The 20,845-nt window shown below is 61.3% G+C and carries 20 protein-coding genes; 5 read left to right on the top strand and 15 right to left on the bottom strand.

Annotated elements, in window-relative coordinates; genetic code table 11:
• The first annotated feature begins 10 nt into the window (after window positions 1-10).
• Entirely contained in the window at window positions 11-793 is a 783-nt protein-coding gene (locus ACJ8QI_RS17650; RefSeq protein ID WP_342120763.1) for an AraC family transcriptional regulator, read from the top strand.
• A gap of 4 nt (window positions 794-797) precedes the next feature.
• On the opposite strand, the gene cybC is transcribed toward ACJ8QI_RS17650, so the two are convergent.
• The 4 genes from cybC to ACJ8QI_RS17630 all read right to left on the bottom strand — a co-directional run bounded on the left by cybC (window position 798) and on the right by ACJ8QI_RS17630 (window position 3,523).
• Entirely contained in the window at window positions 798-1,184 is a 387-nt protein-coding gene (gene cybC, locus ACJ8QI_RS17645; RefSeq protein WP_038879687.1) for a cytochrome b562, read from the bottom strand.
• A gap of 138 nt (window positions 1,185-1,322) precedes the next feature.
• Complete coding sequence (gene pmbA / locus ACJ8QI_RS17640) at window positions 1,323-2,663, bottom strand: metalloprotease PmbA (RefSeq protein WP_089186497.1); 1,341 nt, start codon at window positions 2,661-2,663, stop codon at window positions 1,323-1,325.
• A gap of 175 nt (window positions 2,664-2,838) precedes the next feature.
• On the bottom strand, window positions 2,839-3,177 hold the full coding sequence (locus tag ACJ8QI_RS17635; protein WP_033636158.1) for a helix-turn-helix domain-containing protein: 339 nt from the start codon (window positions 3,175-3,177) through the stop codon (window positions 2,839-2,841).
• Window positions 3,161-3,523 (bottom strand): type II toxin-antitoxin system RelE/ParE family toxin, encoded by a 363-nt coding sequence (locus ACJ8QI_RS17630; protein WP_089186498.1) that lies wholly within the window; start codon window positions 3,521-3,523, stop codon window positions 3,161-3,163. The genes ACJ8QI_RS17635 and ACJ8QI_RS17630 overlap by 17 nt, the downstream gene beginning before the upstream one ends.
• A gap of 190 nt (window positions 3,524-3,713) precedes the next feature.
• On the opposite strand from ACJ8QI_RS17630, the gene yjgA reads away from it, so the two are divergent.
• Window positions 3,714-4,262 carry a ribosome biogenesis factor YjgA gene (gene yjgA, locus ACJ8QI_RS17625; RefSeq protein ID WP_004936968.1) on the top strand — a complete coding sequence of 183 codons (549 nt, stop codon included), beginning with the start codon at window positions 3,714-3,716 and terminating at the stop codon, window positions 4,260-4,262.
• A 30-nt stretch (window positions 4,263-4,292) separates the two neighbouring features.
• On the opposite strand, the gene ACJ8QI_RS17620 is transcribed toward yjgA, so the two are convergent.
• The 5 genes from ACJ8QI_RS17620 to aaeX all read right to left on the bottom strand — a co-directional run bounded on the left by ACJ8QI_RS17620 (window position 4,293) and on the right by aaeX (window position 8,458).
• Entirely contained in the window at window positions 4,293-4,592 is a 300-nt protein-coding gene (locus ACJ8QI_RS17620; RefSeq protein WP_047730838.1) for a barstar family protein, read from the bottom strand.
• Window positions 4,593-4,597: 5 nt separating this feature from the next.
• Window positions 4,598-5,065 (bottom strand): ribonuclease, encoded by a 468-nt coding sequence (locus ACJ8QI_RS17615; protein WP_141960343.1) that lies wholly within the window; start codon window positions 5,063-5,065, stop codon window positions 4,598-4,600.
• A 279-nt stretch (window positions 5,066-5,344) separates the two neighbouring features.
• On the bottom strand, window positions 5,345-7,312 hold the full coding sequence (gene aaeB, locus ACJ8QI_RS17610) for a p-hydroxybenzoic acid efflux pump subunit AaeB (protein WP_442532879.1): 1,968 nt from the start codon (window positions 7,310-7,312) through the stop codon (window positions 5,345-5,347).
• The gene (gene aaeA / locus ACJ8QI_RS17605; RefSeq protein WP_084827489.1) at window positions 7,312-8,247 is read right to left on the bottom strand and encodes a p-hydroxybenzoic acid efflux pump subunit AaeA; all 936 of its coding nucleotides are present in this window, start codon (window positions 8,245-8,247) and stop codon (window positions 7,312-7,314) included. The genes aaeB and aaeA overlap by 1 nt, the downstream gene beginning before the upstream one ends.
• 7 nt (window positions 8,248-8,254) lie before the next feature.
• A complete protein-coding gene (aaeX, locus tag ACJ8QI_RS17600; RefSeq protein WP_004936952.1) occupies window positions 8,255-8,458 on the bottom strand; it encodes a p-hydroxybenzoic acid efflux pump operon protein AaeX in 204 nt (67 codons plus the stop codon).
• A gap of 314 nt (window positions 8,459-8,772) precedes the next feature.
• Between aaeX and aaeR the strand changes: the two genes are divergently transcribed.
• Window positions 8,773-9,684 carry an HTH-type transcriptional activator AaeR gene (gene aaeR, locus ACJ8QI_RS17595; RefSeq protein ID WP_004936950.1) on the top strand — a complete coding sequence of 304 codons (912 nt, stop codon included), beginning with the start codon at window positions 8,773-8,775 and terminating at the stop codon, window positions 9,682-9,684.
• Here aaeR and ACJ8QI_RS17590 read toward each other — a convergent pair.
• Both ACJ8QI_RS17590 and ACJ8QI_RS17585 read right to left on the bottom strand, forming a co-directional pair.
• Window positions 9,675-10,019 carry a hypothetical protein gene (locus tag ACJ8QI_RS17590; protein ID WP_442532878.1) on the bottom strand — a complete coding sequence of 115 codons (345 nt, stop codon included), beginning with the start codon at window positions 10,017-10,019 and terminating at the stop codon, window positions 9,675-9,677. The two genes, aaeR and ACJ8QI_RS17590, sit on opposite strands and share 10 nt — an antisense overlap.
• On the bottom strand, window positions 10,016-10,291 hold the full coding sequence (locus ACJ8QI_RS17585; RefSeq protein WP_048234874.1) for a zinc ribbon domain-containing protein: 276 nt from the start codon (window positions 10,289-10,291) through the stop codon (window positions 10,016-10,018). The genes ACJ8QI_RS17590 and ACJ8QI_RS17585 overlap by 4 nt, the downstream gene beginning before the upstream one ends.
• A 207-nt stretch (window positions 10,292-10,498) precedes the next feature.
• On the opposite strand from ACJ8QI_RS17585, the gene uriH reads away from it, so the two are divergent.
• Together uriH and ACJ8QI_RS17575 are read left to right on the top strand one after the other, a co-directional pair.
• Window positions 10,499-11,440 carry a uridine-preferring nucleoside hydrolase UriH gene (uriH, locus tag ACJ8QI_RS17580; protein ID WP_442532877.1) on the top strand — a complete coding sequence of 314 codons (942 nt, stop codon included), beginning with the start codon at window positions 10,499-10,501 and terminating at the stop codon, window positions 11,438-11,440.
• Window positions 11,441-12,124: 684 nt separating this feature from the next.
• Window positions 12,125-13,804, top strand: a complete 1,680-nt coding sequence (locus ACJ8QI_RS17575) for a PglL family O-oligosaccharyltransferase (protein ID WP_336843861.1) — start codon at window positions 12,125-12,127, stop codon at window positions 13,802-13,804.
• A 45-nt stretch (window positions 13,805-13,849) separates the two neighbouring features.
• Here the strand turns inward: ACJ8QI_RS17575 and ACJ8QI_RS17570 are convergent, their stop codons facing one another.
• The 4 genes from ACJ8QI_RS17570 to yhdP all read right to left on the bottom strand — a co-directional run bounded on the left by ACJ8QI_RS17570 (window position 13,850) and on the right by yhdP (window position 20,835).
• A complete protein-coding gene (locus tag ACJ8QI_RS17570) occupies window positions 13,850-14,614 on the bottom strand; it encodes a CDP-diacylglycerol diphosphatase (RefSeq protein ID WP_419722780.1) in 765 nt (254 codons plus the stop codon).
• A gap of 107 nt (window positions 14,615-14,721) precedes the next feature.
• Complete coding sequence (gene tldD, locus ACJ8QI_RS17565; protein WP_442532876.1) at window positions 14,722-16,167, bottom strand: metalloprotease TldD; 1,446 nt, start codon at window positions 16,165-16,167, stop codon at window positions 14,722-14,724.
• A gap of 7 nt (window positions 16,168-16,174) precedes the next feature.
• Window positions 16,175-17,035: a deaminated glutathione amidase gene (nit1, locus tag ACJ8QI_RS17560; RefSeq protein WP_004936930.1), complete on the bottom strand. Its 861-nt coding sequence runs from the start codon at window positions 17,033-17,035 to the stop codon at window positions 16,175-16,177.
• Entirely contained in the window at window positions 17,032-20,835 is a 3,804-nt protein-coding gene (gene yhdP / locus ACJ8QI_RS17555) for an AsmA2 domain-containing protein YhdP (protein WP_442532875.1), read from the bottom strand. Before yhdP ends, nit1 begins: the two co-directional genes overlap by 4 nt.
• Window positions 20,836-20,845 lie beyond the last annotated feature (10 nt).

Raw genomic sequence — 20,845 nt, 5'->3', positions numbered from 1 at the left:
AAGAGGACACATGCGCAATGTCCGCATTGATGACATCGACCACGTAACGCGCGCGGTGATCGCCATCGGCACCGACTACCCGCCAGGGCATCTGCTGCCGATGCACAGCCACCGGCGCGCGCAGTTGCTGTACGGCGCCACCGGCGTCATGCACGTTTTCACCCAGCAAGGCAATTGGGTCGTCCCGCCGCAGCACGCGGTGTGGCTGCCGCCGCAGATGCCGCACGCGGTGAGGATGGTCGGCGTCACCACCCGCAGCCTGTACCTCGAACCCGGCGCGTTGCCCGCCGAACGGCCGCAGGTCTGCCAGGTGGTCAGCGTCACTCCGCTGATGCGTCAGCTGTTGATGGCGGCGGTGGATATGCCGCTGGAGTATGAACAAGAGGGGCGCGACGGAGCGCTGGCGGCGCTGCTGCTGCATGAACTGGCCCGGCTGCAACCCTTGCCGTTGCACATCCCGCTGCCCGCCGATCCTCGGCTGGGCGAGCTGTGCCACGCCTTTTTGCAGCACCCCGACGCTCACGACTCCGCGCAGCGGTGGGCGCCTCGTCTGTACATGAGCATTCGCACCTTCAGCCGCTTCTTTCGCGCGCAGACCGGCCTGCCGTTTTCGCAATGGCGCCAGCGAGCCTGCGTGGTGCTGGCGCTGGCGCTGTTGGCCGAAGGGCGCAGCGTAACGCAGGTGGCGATGGAAATGGGATATGACAGCAGCGCGGCGTTTTCAACCATGTTTCGCCGCGTGCTGGGGCAGGCGCCCTCCTCCTATCTGACGGAAGACGGGCGCGACGGTTGACGGGTTAGCGGAATTTCTTGTGGTTGGCGTCGCGGGTCTGTTTGAACCCCTGCGCCAGCTGCTTCGCTTCGGCGACTTTGCCCTGGTTGGCCAGCGCCAGTGCCTGATCGATCTGGCCGATCAGGGTATCCAGCCCGTGGCGGAAATCTTTCATTTCCGGACTGTCGGCGGCTTTGTCCTCCAGCTTCGGCGGAGTGCCCTGCTTGGCGTCCTGCGCGGCGGCGCGCATGTTTTGCAGGCTCTGTGTGAGGGTAGCGGCGGAATCGGTATTCAGCACCGTTTTGTAGTTTTCCGCCAAGGTGTCCATATCGTCGCCCAGATCGGCGGCGGCCGCCAGCGAACTGGCCGCCAGCAGCGTCAACGCCGCCAGCGCTTTCAGGGTATTCTGCATGTTTGCTCACCTTCCAGTTATTGTTTTAATTAACCCACCGTTACCATAGGCAAGGCCGGGCAAAACCGAAACCGGAGATTTGTAAGCAAGGTTGAGACGGGATAACGCGCGGCCGGCGAGCGCCGGCCGCGCAGAGGATCACTGACCGGCGATCTTCATTTCCGGCAGCAGCACCGAACCGCACTGGATATTGCTGCGGGTTTCGATATCGCTGCCGACGCTGACGATGTTGCGCAGCATGTCTTTCAGGTTGCCGGCGATGGTGATCTCGCTGACCGGGTATTGGATCTCGCCGTTTTCGACCCAGAAACCGGCGGCGCCGCGCGAGTAATCGCCGGTAACGCCGCTGACGCCCTGGCCCATCAGCTCGGTGACCACCAGGCCGGTGCCAAGCTGTTTCAACATGCCGGCGAAGTCCGCACCCTGCCCGGCAATGCGCCAGTTATGGATGCCGCCGGCATGGCCGGTGCTGTGCAGGCCCAGTTTGCGCGCCGAGTAGCTGGTCATCAGCCAGGTTTGCAGCACGCCGTCCTTGACGATATCGCGCCGCTGGGTGCGCACGCCCTCGCTGTCGAACGGCGTCGACGCCAGCCCTTTCAGCAGGTGCGGATGCTCCTCGACGGTCAGCCACGCCGGCAGGATCTGTTTGCCGAGCGAGTCCAGCAGGAAGGTCGACTTGCGGTAAACGCTGCTGCCGCTGATGGCGCCCACCAGATGGCCGAACAGCCCGGTGGCCACCTCGGAGGCGAACAGCACCGGCGCCTTCATGGTCGACAGTTTGCGCGGCGCGAGGCGCGCCAGCGTGCGACGGGCGCACTCTTGCCCCACCCACTCGGGGCTGTGCAGATCGCTCATCGCACGGCCGATGGTGTAAGCGTAATCTCGTTCCATATCGCCGTCCTGCTCAGCAATGACGCAGCTGGACAGCGAATGGCGGCTGGAACAGTAGCTTTGCAGCATGCCGTGGCTGTTGCCGAACACCTTGATGCCGTAGTGGCTGTTGAAGCTGCCGCCTTCGGTGTTGGTGATGCGCTTGTCCGCCGCCAGCGAAGCCTGCTCGGCGCGCGCCGCCAGCTCGATGCCGCGCTCGGCGTCCAGTTCGATCGGGTGGAACAGATCGAGATCCGGCGCCTCGAACGCCAGCAGATCTTTCTCCGCCGGGCCGGCGCAGGGATCTTCAGAGGTGTAGCGCGCGATATCCAACGCTGCCTGCACGGTGCGGGCGATGGCGTCCGGGCTGAGATCGGTGGAAGAGGCGCTGCCTTTGCGCTGACGGTGATACACGGTGATGCCCAGCGCGCCATCGCTGTTGAACTCGACGTTTTCCACCTCGCCGAAGCGGGTACTGACGCTGATGCCGGTCGATTTGGTGACCGCGACTTCCGCCGCGTCGGAACCGGCGCGGGCCAGCTCCAGCGCCTGAGAAACGGCCTGTTCCAGCGCCTTGCGCTGTTCTGCAACTTGAGTGACTACTTTCATCAATCTGCCATAATTAATCAGAAAATCGTTGAGAAAAGTGCCGGAGCGGCGTAGTTGTGCACGCGGGGCGGCGCGCAAAAATCCTGAGATCTCTGCCGTTGAGTCTAACAGGAACCGCGTTGAATTTCGCATAAAGCCGAACGGCAAAGCCGGGATAACATGCAAAAGCCGCGCATTACTCGACGATCAGTTTTACCGACTTGCCGATATTCGCCATCATGTTGACCAACGCGTCCAGCGTGAACTTCTCGGTTTTCTGATTCACCACGTCGGACACGCGCGGCCGGGAAGTGTGCAGATAACGCGCCGCCTCCTCCTGGCGATAACCTTCTTCCTCAATCCACGCGCTAATCTCACCCATCAGCTGTTTTTTCAGTGCGATAAGCTGCGCAATTTCCGCATTGGACTGCGCTTGCAATTGCCGAGCCTCGTCGGCGGAAAATCCCAGATCCGCAAACACATTGCCGCCTGCGGGCGTAACGTGGCGTGAACCGGTATCAATCGGTTTGGTCATGACCTTTACTCCGCTCATTAATAACCGCGTCATAACGCGCTTTGATTATCTGAATATCGTGGCGGCTGGTTTTCTCCGTCTTCTTCTGAAAGCTGTGCAAGACGTAGATCGCTTCGCTGAACTTTGCCACATAGACCACCCTGAACGCGCCGCCGGTGACATATAAACGGATTTCGATAACGCCGCTTCCGCAGCTGACCATCGGTTTCCAATTACCGGGTTCCAGACCTCTTTGCACTTTACTCAGTTCAAATCCTGCCGCTTTTCGCGCATCGATTGGAAAGGCCAGCAAATCCGCTAACGATGAACCGCGCCAATCAATGGCTTTCTCGATGCCATCATCCATGAATACCATCTCCTTTTGTATAAAATTTTATACAAACATGATGATAAAAACAACAGCATGAATTCAGAGGACAGGTGCCAAGACATGATTGTGCCCCAGCGCGGCAGCTATACTCAGTTTGCTCAAGGCACGCAATTGGCGGGTTGCCGGACAACCTGTTAGGATTAGCCTCTTTTTAACGGAGCCTACCATGAACAAACAGCCTGAAGACTGGCTCGACGATGTCCCGGAGAATGAAAACGAGGACGATGACGAGATTATCTGGGTCAGTAAAAGTGAGATTAAACGTGATGCCGAAGCGCTGAAAGACCTGGGGGCCGAAATGGTCGATCTGGGCAAAAACGCGCTGGACCGCATTCCGTTGGACGAAGATCTGCGTGCCGCCATCGAGCTGGCGCAAAAGATCAAGAAAGAGGGCCGTCGCCGTCAGCTGCAGCTGATCGGCAAGATGCTGCGCGCCCGCGATATCGAGCCGATCCAGACCGCGCTCGACAAGCTGAAAAACCGCCACAACCAGCAGGTTTCGCTGTTCCATAAACTGGAAGCGCTACGCGACCGCCTGGTGGAAGAAGGCGATGACGTCATTCCGTCGATCCTGGATCTGTATCCGGCCGCCGATCGCCAACAGCTGCGTTCACTGGTGCGCAACGCGCAGAAAGAGAAGGCCGCCAACAAGCCGCCTAAGGCTTACCGCCAAATCTTCCAATACCTGCGCGAGCTGGCCGAAGCGGCCGACTAAGCGCCGCCGCCATCCCGGGATGAAGCCGTTTCATCCCCGGTGATGGGCCGGCTCGCCGCTGCTTTCACGGATATTGAAGCGCAGGCTGCCTTCCAGCTCTTCTTCCGCCTCTTCAAACAGCAGAATGATCGCGCCGAAACGACGCTTGCTGCGGGCATTCAGGTGAGTGAACTCGATTTCCACCGGCAGGCCGATATCGCCGGTCACCACGTCCCACAGCGCGTCGAGGTTGGCGCCGAACCCCTCGTCCAGCGCAAACTTGCGCGCGAAATCGCGGTAGAAGGCCGGCACATCCTGGATCTGTTCAAAATCAAACTCTACTTTTGCCATCAAACTCACTCCACACGAATGAAGTTTTTGTAATGGTCGCGCGTGACGAAGATCAGACCGTCGCTCGAATACAGCAGGCGATCGGCGCCGCGCCGGCCACACTGGTAATTGATGTCCGCTTCGCGCCAGACCCGGCCGCCGGCGGTCGGCAATTGTCCTTCACGGTTAGAGAATCGATCGCCGCCAATCGCCTTGCCTGGCAATACCGCACAGAGGTTGCCTGAACGCGGATCCCAGCCCTGCTCGCGCGCCTGCTTCTTGGTGACGTAATAATCCGGCAGCCGCTGATGCTGCTGCAGGTAACTCACCACCGTTTGCTGCTGCGTGAGCCGATCGATGCTCTGCTGCTGCCCCGCCGGGGCCTGGACCACCGCCGGATTGCCGCCGATCGCACGGTGCTCGTTGCCGCGCAGCGCGCTGAAGACGGCGATAACCACGGCGATGACAATCGCCACCAGAATCCGCTTGTTCATGACATTCCCTGAAATTATGCCGCCGAAGGCGCCGCAGCTCCCCCAGGCTAGTTAGGTATATAGTCGACCTGGATGAAACTAAGATGACCGGCAAGTAACGTTTTCGCGGCGGCTAAGGTTTCATCCATTCATGACAATGATGCCACTTTCCAGCCGTTCTGGCACTCGGAGTCTCTCTGAAAACGGGCCGCCTCTTATGAGACGGCCGCCGTACCAGGCGCTGCTTTCAGTATAGTCAGGGAAGGCGCCGCATAACGCGGCGCAAAAGGCGGGAACGCATCAATCGATCAAGGCGTGGCGATAGCGATGCAGCATATCCGCCAGGCGTTTCACCGGCCCGGTGACGCTGAGCGGCGCCTGGTTGTCCACCAATTTTTGCTGGTACTCGTTCATTTCACCCAGCAAGCGATCGTAGTAATAGGCGCGTTTGACGTCGTTTTTGGCGGAGACCACCCTATCGGCGGTGCTGCGGATCTGGCGGTGGAAGGCCGACAGCTCTTCGCTGACCGGAATTTCCGCCCGTTGCATGCGCTGGTGGGCGATGATCAGGTTCAGCGCCAGACGATACTTGGCGATGTCGTTCGGGAACATCATCAGCAGCTGGTTAAGCTGTTGATAAAGCGCTGGCAGGTGGTTCTGCCGACGGCGCGCCGCCTTGGTGGTCAGCGCCGACACCGCGCTGCTGACGAACTGGTTGAGCAACGTGCGGCCGGTGCGCTCACGCGAATTATCGCGGATCAGCAGCAGCACCATCAGCCCGACGCAGCTGCCGAGGAACTGGCCGAGCGCCCCATCGAGAAACTGGGTGACGTTGAACTCCATCGGGTTGCTCAGCACCAGAATGTTGATGGTCCCCGCCAGCAGCCCCAGCGAACCGAGCCGTCGTTTCTGCACCTCGATGCCGATGAAAAACGCCAGCAGGCCGAGGCTGAGACACAGCAGCAAAATGCTCTGCTGCGTCGCTGGCAGGATCACCATGAAGAACAGGGAACCGACCGGGATCGCCGCCAGCATGCCCAGCACGAAATCCATCGCCACCATGCGCGGCGCCGGGGTGCGCATCGCCAGCGAGGTGATTACCGCAATGATCACCATAAAACCGCTGCCGGACGTCCAACCGGTCCACAGCCACAGCAGGCTGCCGAAGGCCGTCGCCACAAAGGTGCGCAGGCCGTTGATCATTGCGTGATGCCCTTCCGCCGAGGTCGGTTTAACCACGGTTTCGTTGCTCAACACCCCCTCTTCCACCGCGCTGATGCTGCAGTTGGCGTGCACGCCTTTCGACAGCAACAGGTAGCGCGTCGCCGCACCGACCCAGCCGGTGATGGTCGGCAGCGTTTCCTCGGAGCGATGCGTGGTCAGCACCTGGCGCAACAGCTTCATGCGCTTGTGGATCTCCTGCGGGGTTTCCGCCGGGACCATCAGCTGCTCCCGCAGGCTTTCTTTCAGCGCGTCCGGGTGATTCAACAAGATCAGGTAGGTTTCGCAGGCCTGGGTGATCAGCGTCAGCGACAGGGTATGCAGCGCCTTCACCCGACGGTTGACCTTCTGCCAGCGCGAGGATTCCATCATCAGGTTGTTGCGCATGCCGTCCAGCGACGTGGTGCTCTTGACCAGATTGCTCCAGGCGCGATCGATGTCTTCTTTGTCGGCGTTGCTGATACACATCTGCATCAGGCGGTATTGATCCACCAGCAGCTGATCCACCGCCCGATCGATGTCCTGCTTGATCGAACGCGGCGAGAACAGCAGATCCGCCAACACGGCGCTGACGATGCCCAGCACGATCTCACTGCAACGCTCGATGGCGAACTGCGGCGCTTCCAGCAGATGAGACTCGCTGGTGGCGACCGTCACGATGATGATCAGCGCGGTATACCCGGCCAGGCCCCAGGCGTAGGAGTTCTCGACCTTGATCAGCGAAGAGAGCCAGGTGCAGAAACCGGCCCAGATGCAGCACAGCAGCAACATCACCACCGGCGCACGGGCGGTGGTGATGATAATGATCAGGCCGACGAAGCAGCCGATAAAGGTGCCGATGATGCGCAGCCAGCCGCGGTGGCGGATGGCGCCGGAGAAGGGTTCACCGCCGGCGGCAAAGGCCGGGCCGGCGGCGACGATGGCGGCGGTCATCGCCGACCAGCGCGGGGTTTCCAGGTTAAGATGGAAACCGACGAACAGCGCAAACACAATCGCGAAGCTGAGTTTGAAGGCAAATCTCAGCCGGATAAAGGTTGGGCTATTCATTAGCCGAACTCACGCAGCCGGTGCATCAGGCGCACAAAAGGCGAGCCGCTGTCGGCATTACGATCGTTCTTGCCGACGATCACCACGGTGGCGGTAGTGCCGGCCGGGTACGGATGCTGTTGGTCCTTGGCGTCCAGCAGGATCTTCACCGGCACGCGCTGCGCCAGACGCACCCACTCCAGGTTGCTGTCGATCGAGGCCAGCCCTTTGCTGTTGACCGTGCTGCTGCTGTTGTTCACCGCCGCCGCCACGCTGTCGACGGTGCCGTGCATGATGCGGTTGCTGCCGAGCGGGGTGATCTCCGCGCGGTCGCCTTTATTCAGGCCGGTCAGCTTGGTTTCTTCCAGGTACGCCAGGATGTAGAAGGAGTCTTTTTTCACCAGCGCCACCGCCACCGACCCGCGGGTGATGTATTCGCCGGCGTGGACGTTGAGGTTGGTGATCCAGCCATCGGCCGGGGCGCGCACCGTGGTGCGCTCCAGATCCAGCTGCGCCAGCTCGCGCGCCGCCACGGCCTTCGCCAGCTGGTGTTGCACGGTCTGCAGCGAGTTGTTCGACTGGTCGATTTCTTCCTGCGACATCGCCTGCACGCCCAACTTCACGCGGCGGCCGGCTTCGCGCCGTTTTTCCGCCGCCAGCGTTTGATAGTAGGCGACGTCGGCACCGGCCTCCGCCAGCGCCTGCTCATAGCGCGGCCGATCGACCACGAACAGCACCTGGCCTTTCTTCACCAGCTGGTTGTCCACCACCGGCACTTCGGTCAGCAGGCCGCTGACGTCCGGCGCGATCGCCACCACGTCGGCGGTGAACTTGGCGTCACGTGTCCACGGCGACTCGGTGTAGAACACCCAGGCCTTGAACACCGCAACGATACCCAGCAGCACAAGAATCAAAGTGATCGCGATTCGGGTTATTTTTATCGAAAAATTTTTCACAGCGACCTCAAACAAAAAGACATGAAATCAGATAAAACAAGCAGCAATACAGCGCGGTGTTAAACAGCGCCGGATGCCAGACAAAATCGTAAATCCCCGTCGGCTGCAGCAGGCGGCGCAAGAGAAAAAACAGCGCCAGCGACACCAGCAGCTCGAAAAACACCGGCGGAAACGACAGTCCGAAGATGACCATAACCGGAAGCAAACTCATCACTTTTTCCTTATTGTTCACTACGCCGGGGAAAGACACATCTCGCCATTCACATTCTCTTTACATTTTAGCGTGCGCGCGCCACAAATCTTGACCGGACAGCTTGTCCAGGTCACGAACCCGAAAAAAGGTTAAACTTTGGGGCAGACATCCACGACAGGGATTGCGAGGGTGCCGGAGGAGCGGCAGGATTGCGTCGCCGCTCGCTCTCGCACGTTGGTAAGGTCTATTCACCCGACCACGTTATATTAGCCTGCTTACTATCAAGGCATCAACAATCTGTGATCTAAATCACTTTTAAGCCAGAGTGAATAATGGAAAGATTAAAACGGATGTCGGTATTCGCCAAAGTGGTTGAGTTCGGGTCGTTTACCGCGGCCGCGCGCCAACTCGACATGAGCGTTTCATCGATCAGCCAAACCGTCTCGAAACTGGAAAATGAGCTGCAGGTCAAGCTGTTGAACCGCAGCACGCGCAGCATCGGCCTGACCGAGGCCGGCAAAATCTACTATCAGGGCTGCCGACGCATGCTGCAGGAAGTCAGCGAAGTGCATGAGCAGCTGTACGCGTTTAACAATACGCCTGCCGGCACGCTGCGCATCGGCAGCTCATCCACCATGGCACAAAACGTGCTGGCGAACATGACCGCCGAGATGATGAAAGAGTACCCGGGCCTGACGGTCAACCTGGTGACCGGCATTCCGGCACCGGATCTGATCACCGATGGATTGGATCTGGTGATCCGCACCGGCGCGCTGCAGGACTCCAGCCTGTTCTCCCGCCGCCTGGGACAGATGCCGATGGTGGTGTGCGCGGCCAAAAGCTACCTCAGCCAGCACGGCACGCCGCAGAAGCCGAGCGACATGGTCAACTTTTCCTGGCTGGAGTACAGCGTGCGCCCCGACAGCGAATTTGAACTGATGTCGCCGGAGGGCATCACCACGCGCATTTCACCGCAGGGGCGCTTCGTCACCAACGACTCCTCCACCATGATCCGTTGGCTGAAAAACGGCGCCGGCATCGCCTACGCCCCGCTGATGTGGGTGATCGAAGAGATCAAGCGCGGCGAGATCGAGATCCTGTTCAAAAGCTACCATTCGGATCCGCGGCCGATCTACGCGCTCTATACCGAGAAGGACAAACTGCCGCTGAAGGTGCAGGTGTGTATCAACTACCTAACCGATTATTTCGAACGCGTGGCGGCGGTCTATCAGGGCTATCGCTGAGCGGCGCTCAAATAGCGGTGCGCCAGCGCGCCCAGCAGCATCAGCGCCAGCATGCCGAGGCCCCATAGCAGCCAGACGGCGTAGCCGGCCCAGTTCAGCAGCAGAGGAAAATAGCTCGCCAGCCCGCTGCCCAGCTGTTTCAGCCACGGCAGCCAGGCATCCAGCACCGTCTGCGGCACCAGACTCAGCGCACCGCTCACCGGCAGCGATGCGCCGCCGGCCGCTTCCGCCAACGCCGGGAGCCAGGTCAGCACGCCGGCCACGCCCCAGGCCAGCAGCGTCCATAGCGCCATGGCGCCCAGCAGCAGCACGGCTGTCCAACCGCCCCGGTTCACGGCACACCGCCACCGCACTGCGGGCAAAAGCGGCTGCCCGGCGGCAACGGCGCGGCGCACTGGCCGCAGGTGGCGCTCACTGCGGCAAATGGCTGGCCGCAGCGATGGCAATAACGCGCGCCCGGTTTATTCACCGCCTGGCATTCCGGACACTGCGGCCCCGGCTCGCCATGCTGGTTATAGCGGTTGCCATGATGCCCGCCGCGGTGACCCGCGCGCTGATGACCGCCGTTAATACCGCCTTGCCCCAATAACCTTTTCAGTAAGCTCATCCCGCCTCTCCTCTGTACATTGACGCTAAAGCTCACTGTAAACCCTGGAGTAAACTCCAGGGTAAAGCCCGGCGATGAGGATTTACGTTTCATTACATCGAAAAAGTGGCAAGGCTTTGATGCCGTTAACAAAAGCACCATCGGTATTATCCCACGCCGCCGCGCTGCGTTATGCTGCGGGAACCTCTCCCTGCATCAGGAATAACCATGAAAAAAATCATACTGGACTGTGACCCGGGGCATGACGACGCCATCGCCCTGCTGCTGGCCTGGGGCAATCCGCAGATCGACCTGCTGGCGGTCACCACCGTGGTGGGCAATCAGACGCTGGACAAAGTGACGCGCAACGCACTGGCGGTGGCGCGCATCGCCAATATCACCGGCGTGCCCTTCGCCGCCGGCTGCGCGCGCCCGCTGGTGCGCAATATCGAAGTGGCGCCCGACATTCACGGCGATTCCGGCCTCGATGGCCCGGTGCTGCCGGAACCCCACCTGCAGCTGGACTCGCGCCACGCGGTGGATCTGATCATCGATACCGTGATGGCTCACCCGCCCGGCAGCGTGACGCTGGTGCCGACCGGCGGCCTGACCAATATTGCCATGGCAGTGCGCAAAGAGCCGCGCATTGCCGAGCGGGTCAAGGAAGTGGTGCTGATGGGCGGCGGCTACCACGTGGGCAACTGGAGCGCGGTGGCGGAGTTCAATATCAAAATCGATCCCGAGGCGGCGCACATCGTGTTTAACGAAAAATGGCCGCTGACCATGGTCGGGCTGGATCTCACCCACCAGGCTTTGGCCACGCCGGCAGTCTGCGAGCGCATCGCCACCCTCGGTACCCGGCCGGCCGCCTTCGTCGGCGAACTGCTGGCCTTCTTTGGCCACATGTACCGGCAGGCGCAGGGCTTCAGCGCCCCGCCGGTACACGATCCTTGCGCGGTGGCTTACGTGATCGATCCGAGCGTGATGACGGTGCGCAAAGCGCCGGTGGATATCGAACTCACCGGCACCCTGACGCTGGGCATGACGGTCGCGGACTTCCGCGCGCCGCCGCCGCCGGACTGCCACACCCAGGTGGCGGTCAAGCTGGATCAGGATAAATTCTGGGATCTGGTGGTGGATGCGCTGGAACGGATTGGCGAAGTGGAGTGAGATCTGTGAAACATGGATTAACGCGCTTTTACAGGCGCGTTGGTCCGTCTGGCATGATGGCAACAGGGATAGGCAGACCATCTCTCCGTTATTTACAAGAGCACAGAACAATCTTAAAAAAATTTACTTTAATAAAATTCAAAAAAAACCATAAGAACAAGAATAGTCTTAACAAAAATAAAAAATGGCGTGATAAAGAAAATGTGAAATAAGATAATGAACAGCGATAAATAAAATAACGCCCACCGCACCGCCATTAGCAACAACGATTTAACAAGAAAATGCTTATCTCATTGGCTCCGTCAGCTGTTTGCCCAGACACTCGTTGCCGCTCACACGGCGTTTTATTACGCACAAAACAATCACAAACAATTGATTTAAATATAAAAATAAAACAATAGATTAAAAATTGACTGGAGCGAGATAAATTTGAGAAAATGACAACCCTGTTTAAAAAAAATAAAAAACCTTTTTGCAGGCAACTGAATACGGCTTCCCCCTTTTTATATAAGCCGTCCCCGCGCTCACAGGGGGGAATTATTTATCACTTCGATATGAAGTCTTTTCAATTCCTATAAAGCATTTCAGGCATTGACGCTTCAGCGAATTTAACCATCAGGATAAGGATAGGAAATCCTCAAAAAATGCATTCAATGAACGATATCGAGACATGGCGGGTTAACCATGACCGATAAAGCCCCCGTTAACGCACCGGCTATCGCCGTGTTGCCCCTGCTGCTGATCTGGATGGCGGTGCTCCTGCCGGTCTATCACCCCAACATGGGCGGCGGCGGCCTGGCGCTGCCGCAAAATATTCTGGCCTGGAGCGTCATGGCACTGACCACGCTGATCGTGACCTTCACCGTTTGCCTTGGCCGTACCCGTCTTTCGCTTACCCCCACGGCACGCCTGTTGCTGCTCGGCATCGCCGTGCTGGCGCTGCCGCTGCTGTATACCCGCCCCGAGTGGCGCGAAGATGCCCTGTGGCGCTGCGCCGGTTTGCTCGGCGGTTGGCTGTTCTATGTCGCCTGTCTGCAGCTGCGCCTGACAGCCCGGCAGCGCAACCTGTTGCTGTACGGCCTGCTGTTCGCCGTCGGCGTTCAGGTGCTATTGGCAGCGCTACAGCTGTTCGCCCCCACGCTGGCCTGGGTAGCCCCCAACGGCAGCCGGGTCTACGGCGTCTTTCAGCAACCGAACGTGCTGGGCAGCTTCATCGCCACCGGGCTGGCTTTGGCGCTCTGGCTGCTGCTTGCCCCTCTCTCTGCGCCGACGCGGCGGCAGCTCCCGCTGCTCGTGTTGCTGGCCGCTTTTTCCGCCCTGCTGGTGCTGATCCAGTCGCGTGCCGCCTGGCTGGGCGGTGCCCTGGCAGCGGCGTTGCTGCTGTGGCGTTTTGCCCGCCAGAGCCCGGCCGTGAGCCGCTGGGCCGGCGGTGCGCTGTTGCTGGGCATAGCCCTTGGCCTGATGGTACTGTTCACCGGCTTTGGCCTGGATGGCCGCTCAGGTCTGATCGGTCGGGAGCTTTCCAATAGCGCTCGCCTGACCATGCTCCATGACGTCGGCGCCATGATCCTGGCCAAACCGCTGCTGGGCTGGGGCTACGGCGGCTTTGAATACAGCTTCGCGCATTTCCGTCTGCAGGCAATGCCCTGGCGAGAAGTGTTGGAAGTCGCCGGGCACCCGCACAATGAAATCCTGCTGTGGTGGGTTGAGGGCGGCCTGCCGGCGCTGGCGGGTATCGTTATCGTCCTCGTCGCCGGCGCGCTGCTGTTGAAACGCGCCTGGCAACGGGATCGCGAGCAGCCGGCCGGTGCGCGCGTCGGGCTGTTTCTGGTGCTGCTGCCAATGCTGGTACACACCCAGCTGGAATACCCTTTCTATCTGTCTACGCCGCATTGGCTGGCGTTTCTGCTGCTGCTGGCGCTGCTGGACGGCCAAACCGGCGAGCCGCGCCCGCTGCCGTTCGCCAAAGCCCTGAGCCTACCGGTGGCGATGGCGGCCATCGGCGTACTGGTGATGGCGGTCTTTGCCTGGCAAGGGCGCATGGCGCTCACCCAATCGGAGCGCACCATGCTGGCCACCATCGACAGCATCGAGCAGATGCCGCCGCCGGCCGCCTGGATCTACCGGGAACGCAAAACCTTCGACGAGCAATCTCACGCGCTGCTGGTCTATAACCAAACGCGTGATGATGCCCTGTTGACCGGCTATCGGCAGTGGGCCAACGCCTATCTGCAGCGCCGTATCGACGCCAACGTCTACGCCACGCTGATCATGATCTTGCGCTACCAGGGCGCTCAGGCGGAAGCCGACGCTCGCCAGCGGGAAGCCGCTTTCCTGTTTTCTCGGGATGCGCGGTTCAGGTAGGAAAAGTGAGGTGAGAGCGTGTTGCTCTCACCTGCCGTCTTGAGATTAACGCGGCAAAATCGCGCACGTTTTATCCAGCAGCGATTCTACCGAGGCGCGGTTGCCAACGTCCCAGCCGCGCTTCGAGGCCAGCAAGATAAACCCCCGTTGGCCGGCAAACGTGGTCGGAACGACGGCCACACCATACTCCGCCAGCTGCGGCGGCGAGAGATGAAAATAATCCGCAAGATCCTTAATCGGGTAGATGCCCATCGCGGTCGGTTGCATCACGCGGCGGGCAAAGTAGGTGTGGCGCAACAGCTTATCCGGCAAAGGTCGCCATTGTTCCTGAATATAGGGGCGTTCTGCCTGCAATTGGCGCCGTACATCTTCGCGCAGACAGGTCAGGTGAATATGCAATTGGTTCTGGCTGCGGCCATAAGCGGAGTTGATCGCCATGCCCAGCCTGTCGTCCGGCACCAGCCCGCCATACTCGGCGGCCAGCCGGTAACGCATCAGCCATGCATAGCCAAAATAGTCCGTCCGCTCCCCGGCCAGCAGCAGGGGGCTTTCAATGCCGGAAAGCGGCGCCGTCGGCACCAGAATGAAGTGATAGGGATAACGCGGGTTTTGCAGCACGCTAAAACCCTGCGCTTTCCCCTGCGGCATATAAATCTGCTCACACGGGGCCGGATCGCGCTTTTGCTGATAGTTGGCCATGCAGAGCTTATCGACCACGCCCCACAGCGCATCGGAACGGGCGCAGCCCGTCAGGGAAAGAACGCCCAGCAACAGCAACCAACGCTGGGTAGACACACCAAAGCACGCCATCGTCATCTTTCTCGGCATCATCGCCGCACAGCACTCTTTGCGTGGGCGAGAAAAAACTCAAAATGGGGAATGAACAAGGGGCCAGTGCATGGCCCCTTGAGGAAAGATTACACCGTGCCGCCGACGGTCAGCGTATCCAGTTTCAGCGTCGGTTGGCCGACGCCCACCGGCACGCTCTGGCCTTCCTTGCCACACACGCCCACGCCTTTATCGAGCGCCAGATCGTTGCCGACCATCGAGATCTGCTGCATCGCCTCGATGCCGGAGCCGATCAGCGTCGCCCCTTTCACCGGTTTGGTGATGCGGCCCTTCTCGATCAGGTAGGCTTCGGTGGTGGAGAACACGAACTTGCCGGAGGTGATGTCCACCTGGCCGCCGCCAAAGTTCGGCGCGTACAGGCCGTATTCGACGCTGGCGATGATCTCTTCCGGCGTCGATTGGCCCGCCAGCATATAGGTGTTGGTCATGCGCGGCATCGGCAGATGCGCGTAGGACTCGCGGCGGCCGTTGCCGGTCGGCGCGACGCCCATCAGCCGCGCGTTGAGCTTGTCCTGCATGTAGCCTTTCAGCACGCCGTTTTCGATCAGCACGTTGTACTGGCCCGGCACGCCTTCGTCGTCGATCGCCAGCGAACCGCGCCGCCCTTGCAGGGTGCCGTCATCCACCACGGTGCACAGCTCGGAAGCCACCAGCTCGCCCATATGGCCGCTGAACACCGAGGTGCCACGCCGATTGAAGTCGCCTTCCAGGCCGTGGCCCACCGCCTCGTGCAGCAGGACACCCGGCCAGCCGGCCCCCAGCACCACCGGCATATTGCCGGCCGGCGCCGCCACCGCGCCAAGGTTGACCAGCGCCATGCGCACCGCTTCTTTGGCGTAAGCGTCGGCGCGCACGTCGCCGTCGACGGTTTCCAGGAAGTAGTCATAGCCGAAACGGCCGCCGCCGCCGCTGGAGCCGCGCTCACGCTTGCCATCCTGCTCCACCAGCACGCTGACGGAGAGGCGTACCAGCGGGCGAACGTCCGCCGCCAGCGTGCCGTCGGTGGCAGCCACCAACACCTGCTCGTAAACGCCGGTGATGCTGGCATTCACTTCCTGCACCCGTGCATCGGCGGCACGCGCCACCTTGTCGACGCGGTGCAGCAGGGCAATTTTCTCTTCGCGCGGCAGGCTTTGCAGCGGATCGAGCAGCGGGTACAGCGCCCGATAGCCGATCTCGCCCAGGGTGTGCGCCCGCCCGTCACCCTGCTCACGCACGATGCTGCGCGCCGCCTGGGCGCTCTGCTGCAGCGCATTCAGGGTGATCTGATCGGCATAGGCGAAGCCGGTCTTCTCGCCGCTGACGGCGCGCACGCCGACGCCCTGGTCGATATTGTAAGAGCCATCCTTGATGATGCCGTCCTCGATCACCCAGGCTTCGTGATAGCTGGACTGGAAATAGAGATCGGCGTAATCGATACGGCGTTCTGCCAGTTGACCCAGTACCTTGTACAGGTCTTGATGACTCAGCTTGTTGGTAGCGAGTAACTGCTCACTGACAAACGTCAGGCTCATAATGGTTTCACTCTTGATTGGAGGATAACTTGTCAGACGGCGCCGTCAGCGACGTCTGGAATCGGTTGTGCTGCAGCACCGGCATCTGCGCACGAATATTTTTCAGGCTTGCGGTGTCCACGCGCACCTTCAGCGCCGCCACGGCGTCCGCGTTCTCAGCCAGCACCTTGCCCCAGCCGTCGACAGCCAGCGTGTGGCCCCAGGTGCGGCGGGTCGGCCCGTGGCGCCCCACCTGCGCCGGCGCCAGGATCATGCACTGGTTCTCGATCGCCCGGGCGCGCAGCAGAATTTCCCAATGCGCCTCGCCGGTGACCCGGGTAAAGGCCGCCGGCACCGAAATCAGTTCGGCCCCCTGTGCCCGCAGCGCCTGGAACAGCGCGGGGAAGCGCAGATCGTAGCATATGGTCATACCCAAACGCCCGACCGGCGTATCCACTACCGTCAGGTGCTGCCCGTGCTGGTAGGTATCCGACTCGCGGTAGTGGCCGTGCGCATCGTTGATGTCCACATCGAACATGTGCAGCTTGTCGTAGCGGGCGCGGATTTCGCCCTGCTCGTCGAACAACAGGCTGCTGGTGGTGATAAGCTCCGGGTTTTCGCGGCTGATCAAGGGCATCGAGCCCACCAGCAACCACACGCCATAGCGGCGCGCCAGCTCGCGCACCGCGTTTTGCAGCGGACCGTCGCCCTGTTTTTCCGCCTGTTGGCGGTAGGCCGCGGAGTTGGCGAACAGCAGCGCGTTCTCCGGCGTCATGACCAGTTTTACCCCGGCATTGAGCTGTTTGATCTGCTGTTCAATCTGGGCCAGGTTATCGCGCACCTGATCGCCACTGCACAACTGCAACAACGCAACGTTAGCATTCCTCATGACGCCTTATCCTCCTTTGCCTTACGAAGTACCTCATTGATCTTCGGCTGGTCGAGATCGCCGCCGATATGGTAGCGAATCAGCGAAATCTTGCTCCACAGCGGCCCCAGCACCTGCGAGGCGGCAAATACCGCCGCGCCGACGATCGGGTTCACCACAAACGCCGTGGCCACGCCGACGGTCGCCGAAATCGCCGGCGCCACCACCGCCTCCATATCAATACGGCGGCGCGCCAGATCGATCTGGCCACTCATGGCGATATCCGCCGCCAAGCCGTCGATCAATAGATTATCAGTATGCATTATGCCATCTTTCAGCCAGGCGGTGCTGCGGATGGAGTCAAAGTAGAAGCCTTTGCCGAAGGTATCGCTGAAATCGAACTGCAGCTTGCGCAGCAAGGCGTCGAAGCTGACCAATCGCAGCAGCTGACCGGCGCGGCCGCCGCCCATGCTGTCGATCTCGCCCTTGCCCATCTTGACCTGCAGCGCGCCGCTCAGCGTATTGACCTGCGGCTGCCACGGCGCGCCGTGCCAGTACAGATCGAAGTCCACGTCGTAAGGCGCGCCTTTCAGCGGGATAGTGATGCCGAAGAAGGCGGCGGTTTCATCGATTTTGCCGCCGAGCAGCTTGCCTTTCAGCGAGCTGCGCTCTTCCTGCGCATTTTGCTTCCACAGGCCGGTGGCGCTCATACGCCCTTTGCCGGTGTCGACCAGGCCGTGATCCAGCGTCAGGGTATCCCCTCGATTGCTCAGATCCGCCTCGACCCTGCCGAAGTTCTGCCCCAGCACCCAGCACGACTTGCAGCGCAGCATCAGCGAAGGCCAGTCGCGGAAGGAAACTTTCTCCGCCGGCGGCGTCGGCGTGCCCGCCGCGTTTTTCGTCTCGGCGAACTGCGGGTTGTAATACAGGTAGTTGATATCGGCGCGCCACGGCCCGCGATCGGCCACCCGCAGGCTGCCGTCCACTTCATCGCTCTTAGCGCTCACCACGGTGGCACCCAGCTGTTTTTCGGCCGACAGCGTCAGCTTATGCCAGGCCTGGCCGCCCAACAGCAGCTGCGGCGTGGTCAGCGCCACGGTGGTGGGGAAGCTGAAGCCGCCCACCTGACCGCTGCCGCCCCCCTGTTTCAGCGCCGGCGCCAACAGGGCCAGCCACTGCTCGCCGTCCAGCGCCGGCAGGTTCAGCGTCATCGACTTGCCGGCCGGCAGCGGCGGCGTGCCGCCACCGTTGGTTTGCCAGGCGGCGCGCGCCAGATTCACCTGTTTTTTGTCGAAGCGCCATTCGCTGTTGAAGCGGTTTTGCTTGCCCGCGCTGCCGGTCAACATGAAGCCGTTCAGACCGCCTTTGACCTTAACGTTCACCGGCAACGCCTCGCCCGGCGGTTTGTCCAGCGGCGAAGGTAAGTGACTGCTCACTTTTTTCAAATCCGCGTCGATGCCGATATCGTAGCTGGCCGAGCCCTGATGTGGGAGCGTGATGGCCACCTGGCTCTGCCAGGGCGCACTGCCGCTGAGCGCATCGGCAGCCTCTTTCGGCAGGCCGGGGAATTTGCCCGGCTGCCAATCACCCTTCAGGCCGACGTCAATCTTGTAGTCGCGAGCGCCTTCCTGCGTGGAGAAGTTGACCGCCACCGGCTGCCCGAACCAGGTGGCCGACAGCGGGTCGCTCTGCAGGTTACCGTTGTCGAAGCGGAACTTGCCGCTGAGCTTTTGCAGTTCGCTGTCCAGCGGCTTGATCAGCAACGAGTTGTTGTTCAGCGCCACTTCACCGGTCGCTCTGACCTGCTCGCCGTCCAGGGGAATATCGAGATGTAAGCGCCCACTGACATCACCGTCAATCTGCAGCTGATCCAGCGCCGCCCCCAGCGAATCGTGCAGCGGCGTCTGCATGAAGTAGTCGTGCACGTCGCTGCCCGCGCCTGCGACTTCGGCGTCGATCAGCAGCCGCTCTTTCAGGTAATCCGGGATCACCGCGCTGATATTTTTGCCCGCCACCTTGCCCAACCGGGTTTGCGGCGCATGCATCCACAGCCCCTCGTTGGCGAAGTCGAGGTCGATCGCCAAATCGGTCAGCGCCGGCCAGCCCGGTTGGAACTGGAAGGTGGCGTGGCGCAGCGGCACGAAGACTTCAAACTGCCCTTCGTTTTTACGGTACGGGAAGTGCTGCGGATCGCCGGAATAAATCAGCGTGGCGTTATCTACCTGGCCGCCCTGAATGGCGCCGCTCAGGTAGTCCACCAGATGCTTGCCCATCAGCGGTTCCGGGAAATAGCGCCAGGCGTCGGCGCCGTCATACAGGCGGATGCCCGCCAGAATGTTCAGCCACGGATCGCCCTTGGCCGGCTGCTGATAACGAAAATCGCCGTTGACCCACAGCGACTTCGCCTTGACGTCCAGCCCCTGGCTCGCCAGCTCCCAACCCCGCTCGTTGTAACGCCAGGTCAGCGCGCCACGCGCGCTGCTGACTTCAAGCGGCGCACGGAACATATCGCCGTAAGGCAAGGTGCTGCCTGCCAGCCCCAGCGTCAGGCGGCCGTTCTCCACCCCGCCGCTCAACGCCCCGGAGAAGTGGTTGACGCCCGGCAGCAGTTCCCAATGCTGCCAGCTGACATCGCGCCACAGCGCCTGGAAACGGCTCTTTTCCGGCTGGTTCAACGGAATGTCCAGCGCCAAGGCCTCCATCATCCCCTGCGGCTGCAGATCGTTCCATCGATCGAGCACGTCCGGGCTGAGGAACGAGAAGGTCGGCAGCAGCGCCGACAGGCGCTCCAGCTGAAGGTTGGTCGCGCGCACCCGCAGCTCTTCATTCTGCGCCGGCCCCATGAACTCGGTGTTTTCCGGCAGCCACAGGGCGGAAAGCGTGCCCTGCGGCCAGGCCTGGCCGTCGGTGCTCAAGCGCAGCTGCGGCACGTCGAGCTGCCAACCGGTACCCTGGCGGCGCAGCGACAGTGCCAGATTGTCCACGTCCAGCCGGTGCTGCGCGGCGCCGGTATCCCAGTTGGCCGCCCCCTGCTTGAGCAACGCGTGGCCGCCGGCAATCTCGCCGTTCTGCACCTGCAGCCAGGCCGCCAGGCTGAAGTCGGCGCTTTCCAGCCCGGTGTTGGCGCGCAGCCAGCGGGTAAACCAGGGTTTCATGTCGATGTTATCGGCCTGCAGGTAGACCGTGCCGGTGTCCAACAGGCCCTGATTATCGCGCAGGTCCATGCGCAGCTGCACCACGCCGTGTTGGCCGTTCAGCGTCGACAGGCTGATCTGCCCCTCGGCGCGGTGACGATCGCGGCCGTTGAGCCAGGTCAGCTGAGGAATGTCGAATTCGGCGCGCGCGCCGGCGGGCGTCAGGAACGAGATACGGCTGTCGCGCAAATCAAAGTGATCGAGCTGGCGCAGCATCAGATCGCTGATTTTGCCCGGCTCAAGGCCGTCGCCCTGCCGGTCGCCGCCCAGCGTGGCGTTCAGATCGAGGCGGAATTGATAGAAGGTCAGATCGCGGAACTGCCAGCGCCAGTGCAGCAGCGATTGCCACACGTCCAGCGCCAGCGTCACGCGTTCGATATGCACATCGCTTTTGGGCAGCGTAACGCTCAGGTTACGCACTTCAAGCTGTGGGCCGAACGTTTCCCAACTGCCCTGCAGGAAATCCATCTGCACGGGCACGCCGGACAGCTTCTCTACCTGCGCCAGCAGTTGGGGACGGTAGTCGTTCAGCTTCGGCAGCATCAGGCGCAGCCCGCTGATCAGCAGCGCCACAATCACGATTAGGGTGGCGCCTGTTGCTAACAGAATCCCAGGCAGTCGCCTCACGCAGTTCTCC

The organism is Serratia sp. CY84636 (assembly GCF_052166245.1).
GTDB lineage: Bacteria > Pseudomonadota > Gammaproteobacteria > Enterobacterales > Enterobacteriaceae > Serratia > Serratia nevei.
This window is presented reverse-complemented; position numbering and strand designations above follow the sequence as displayed.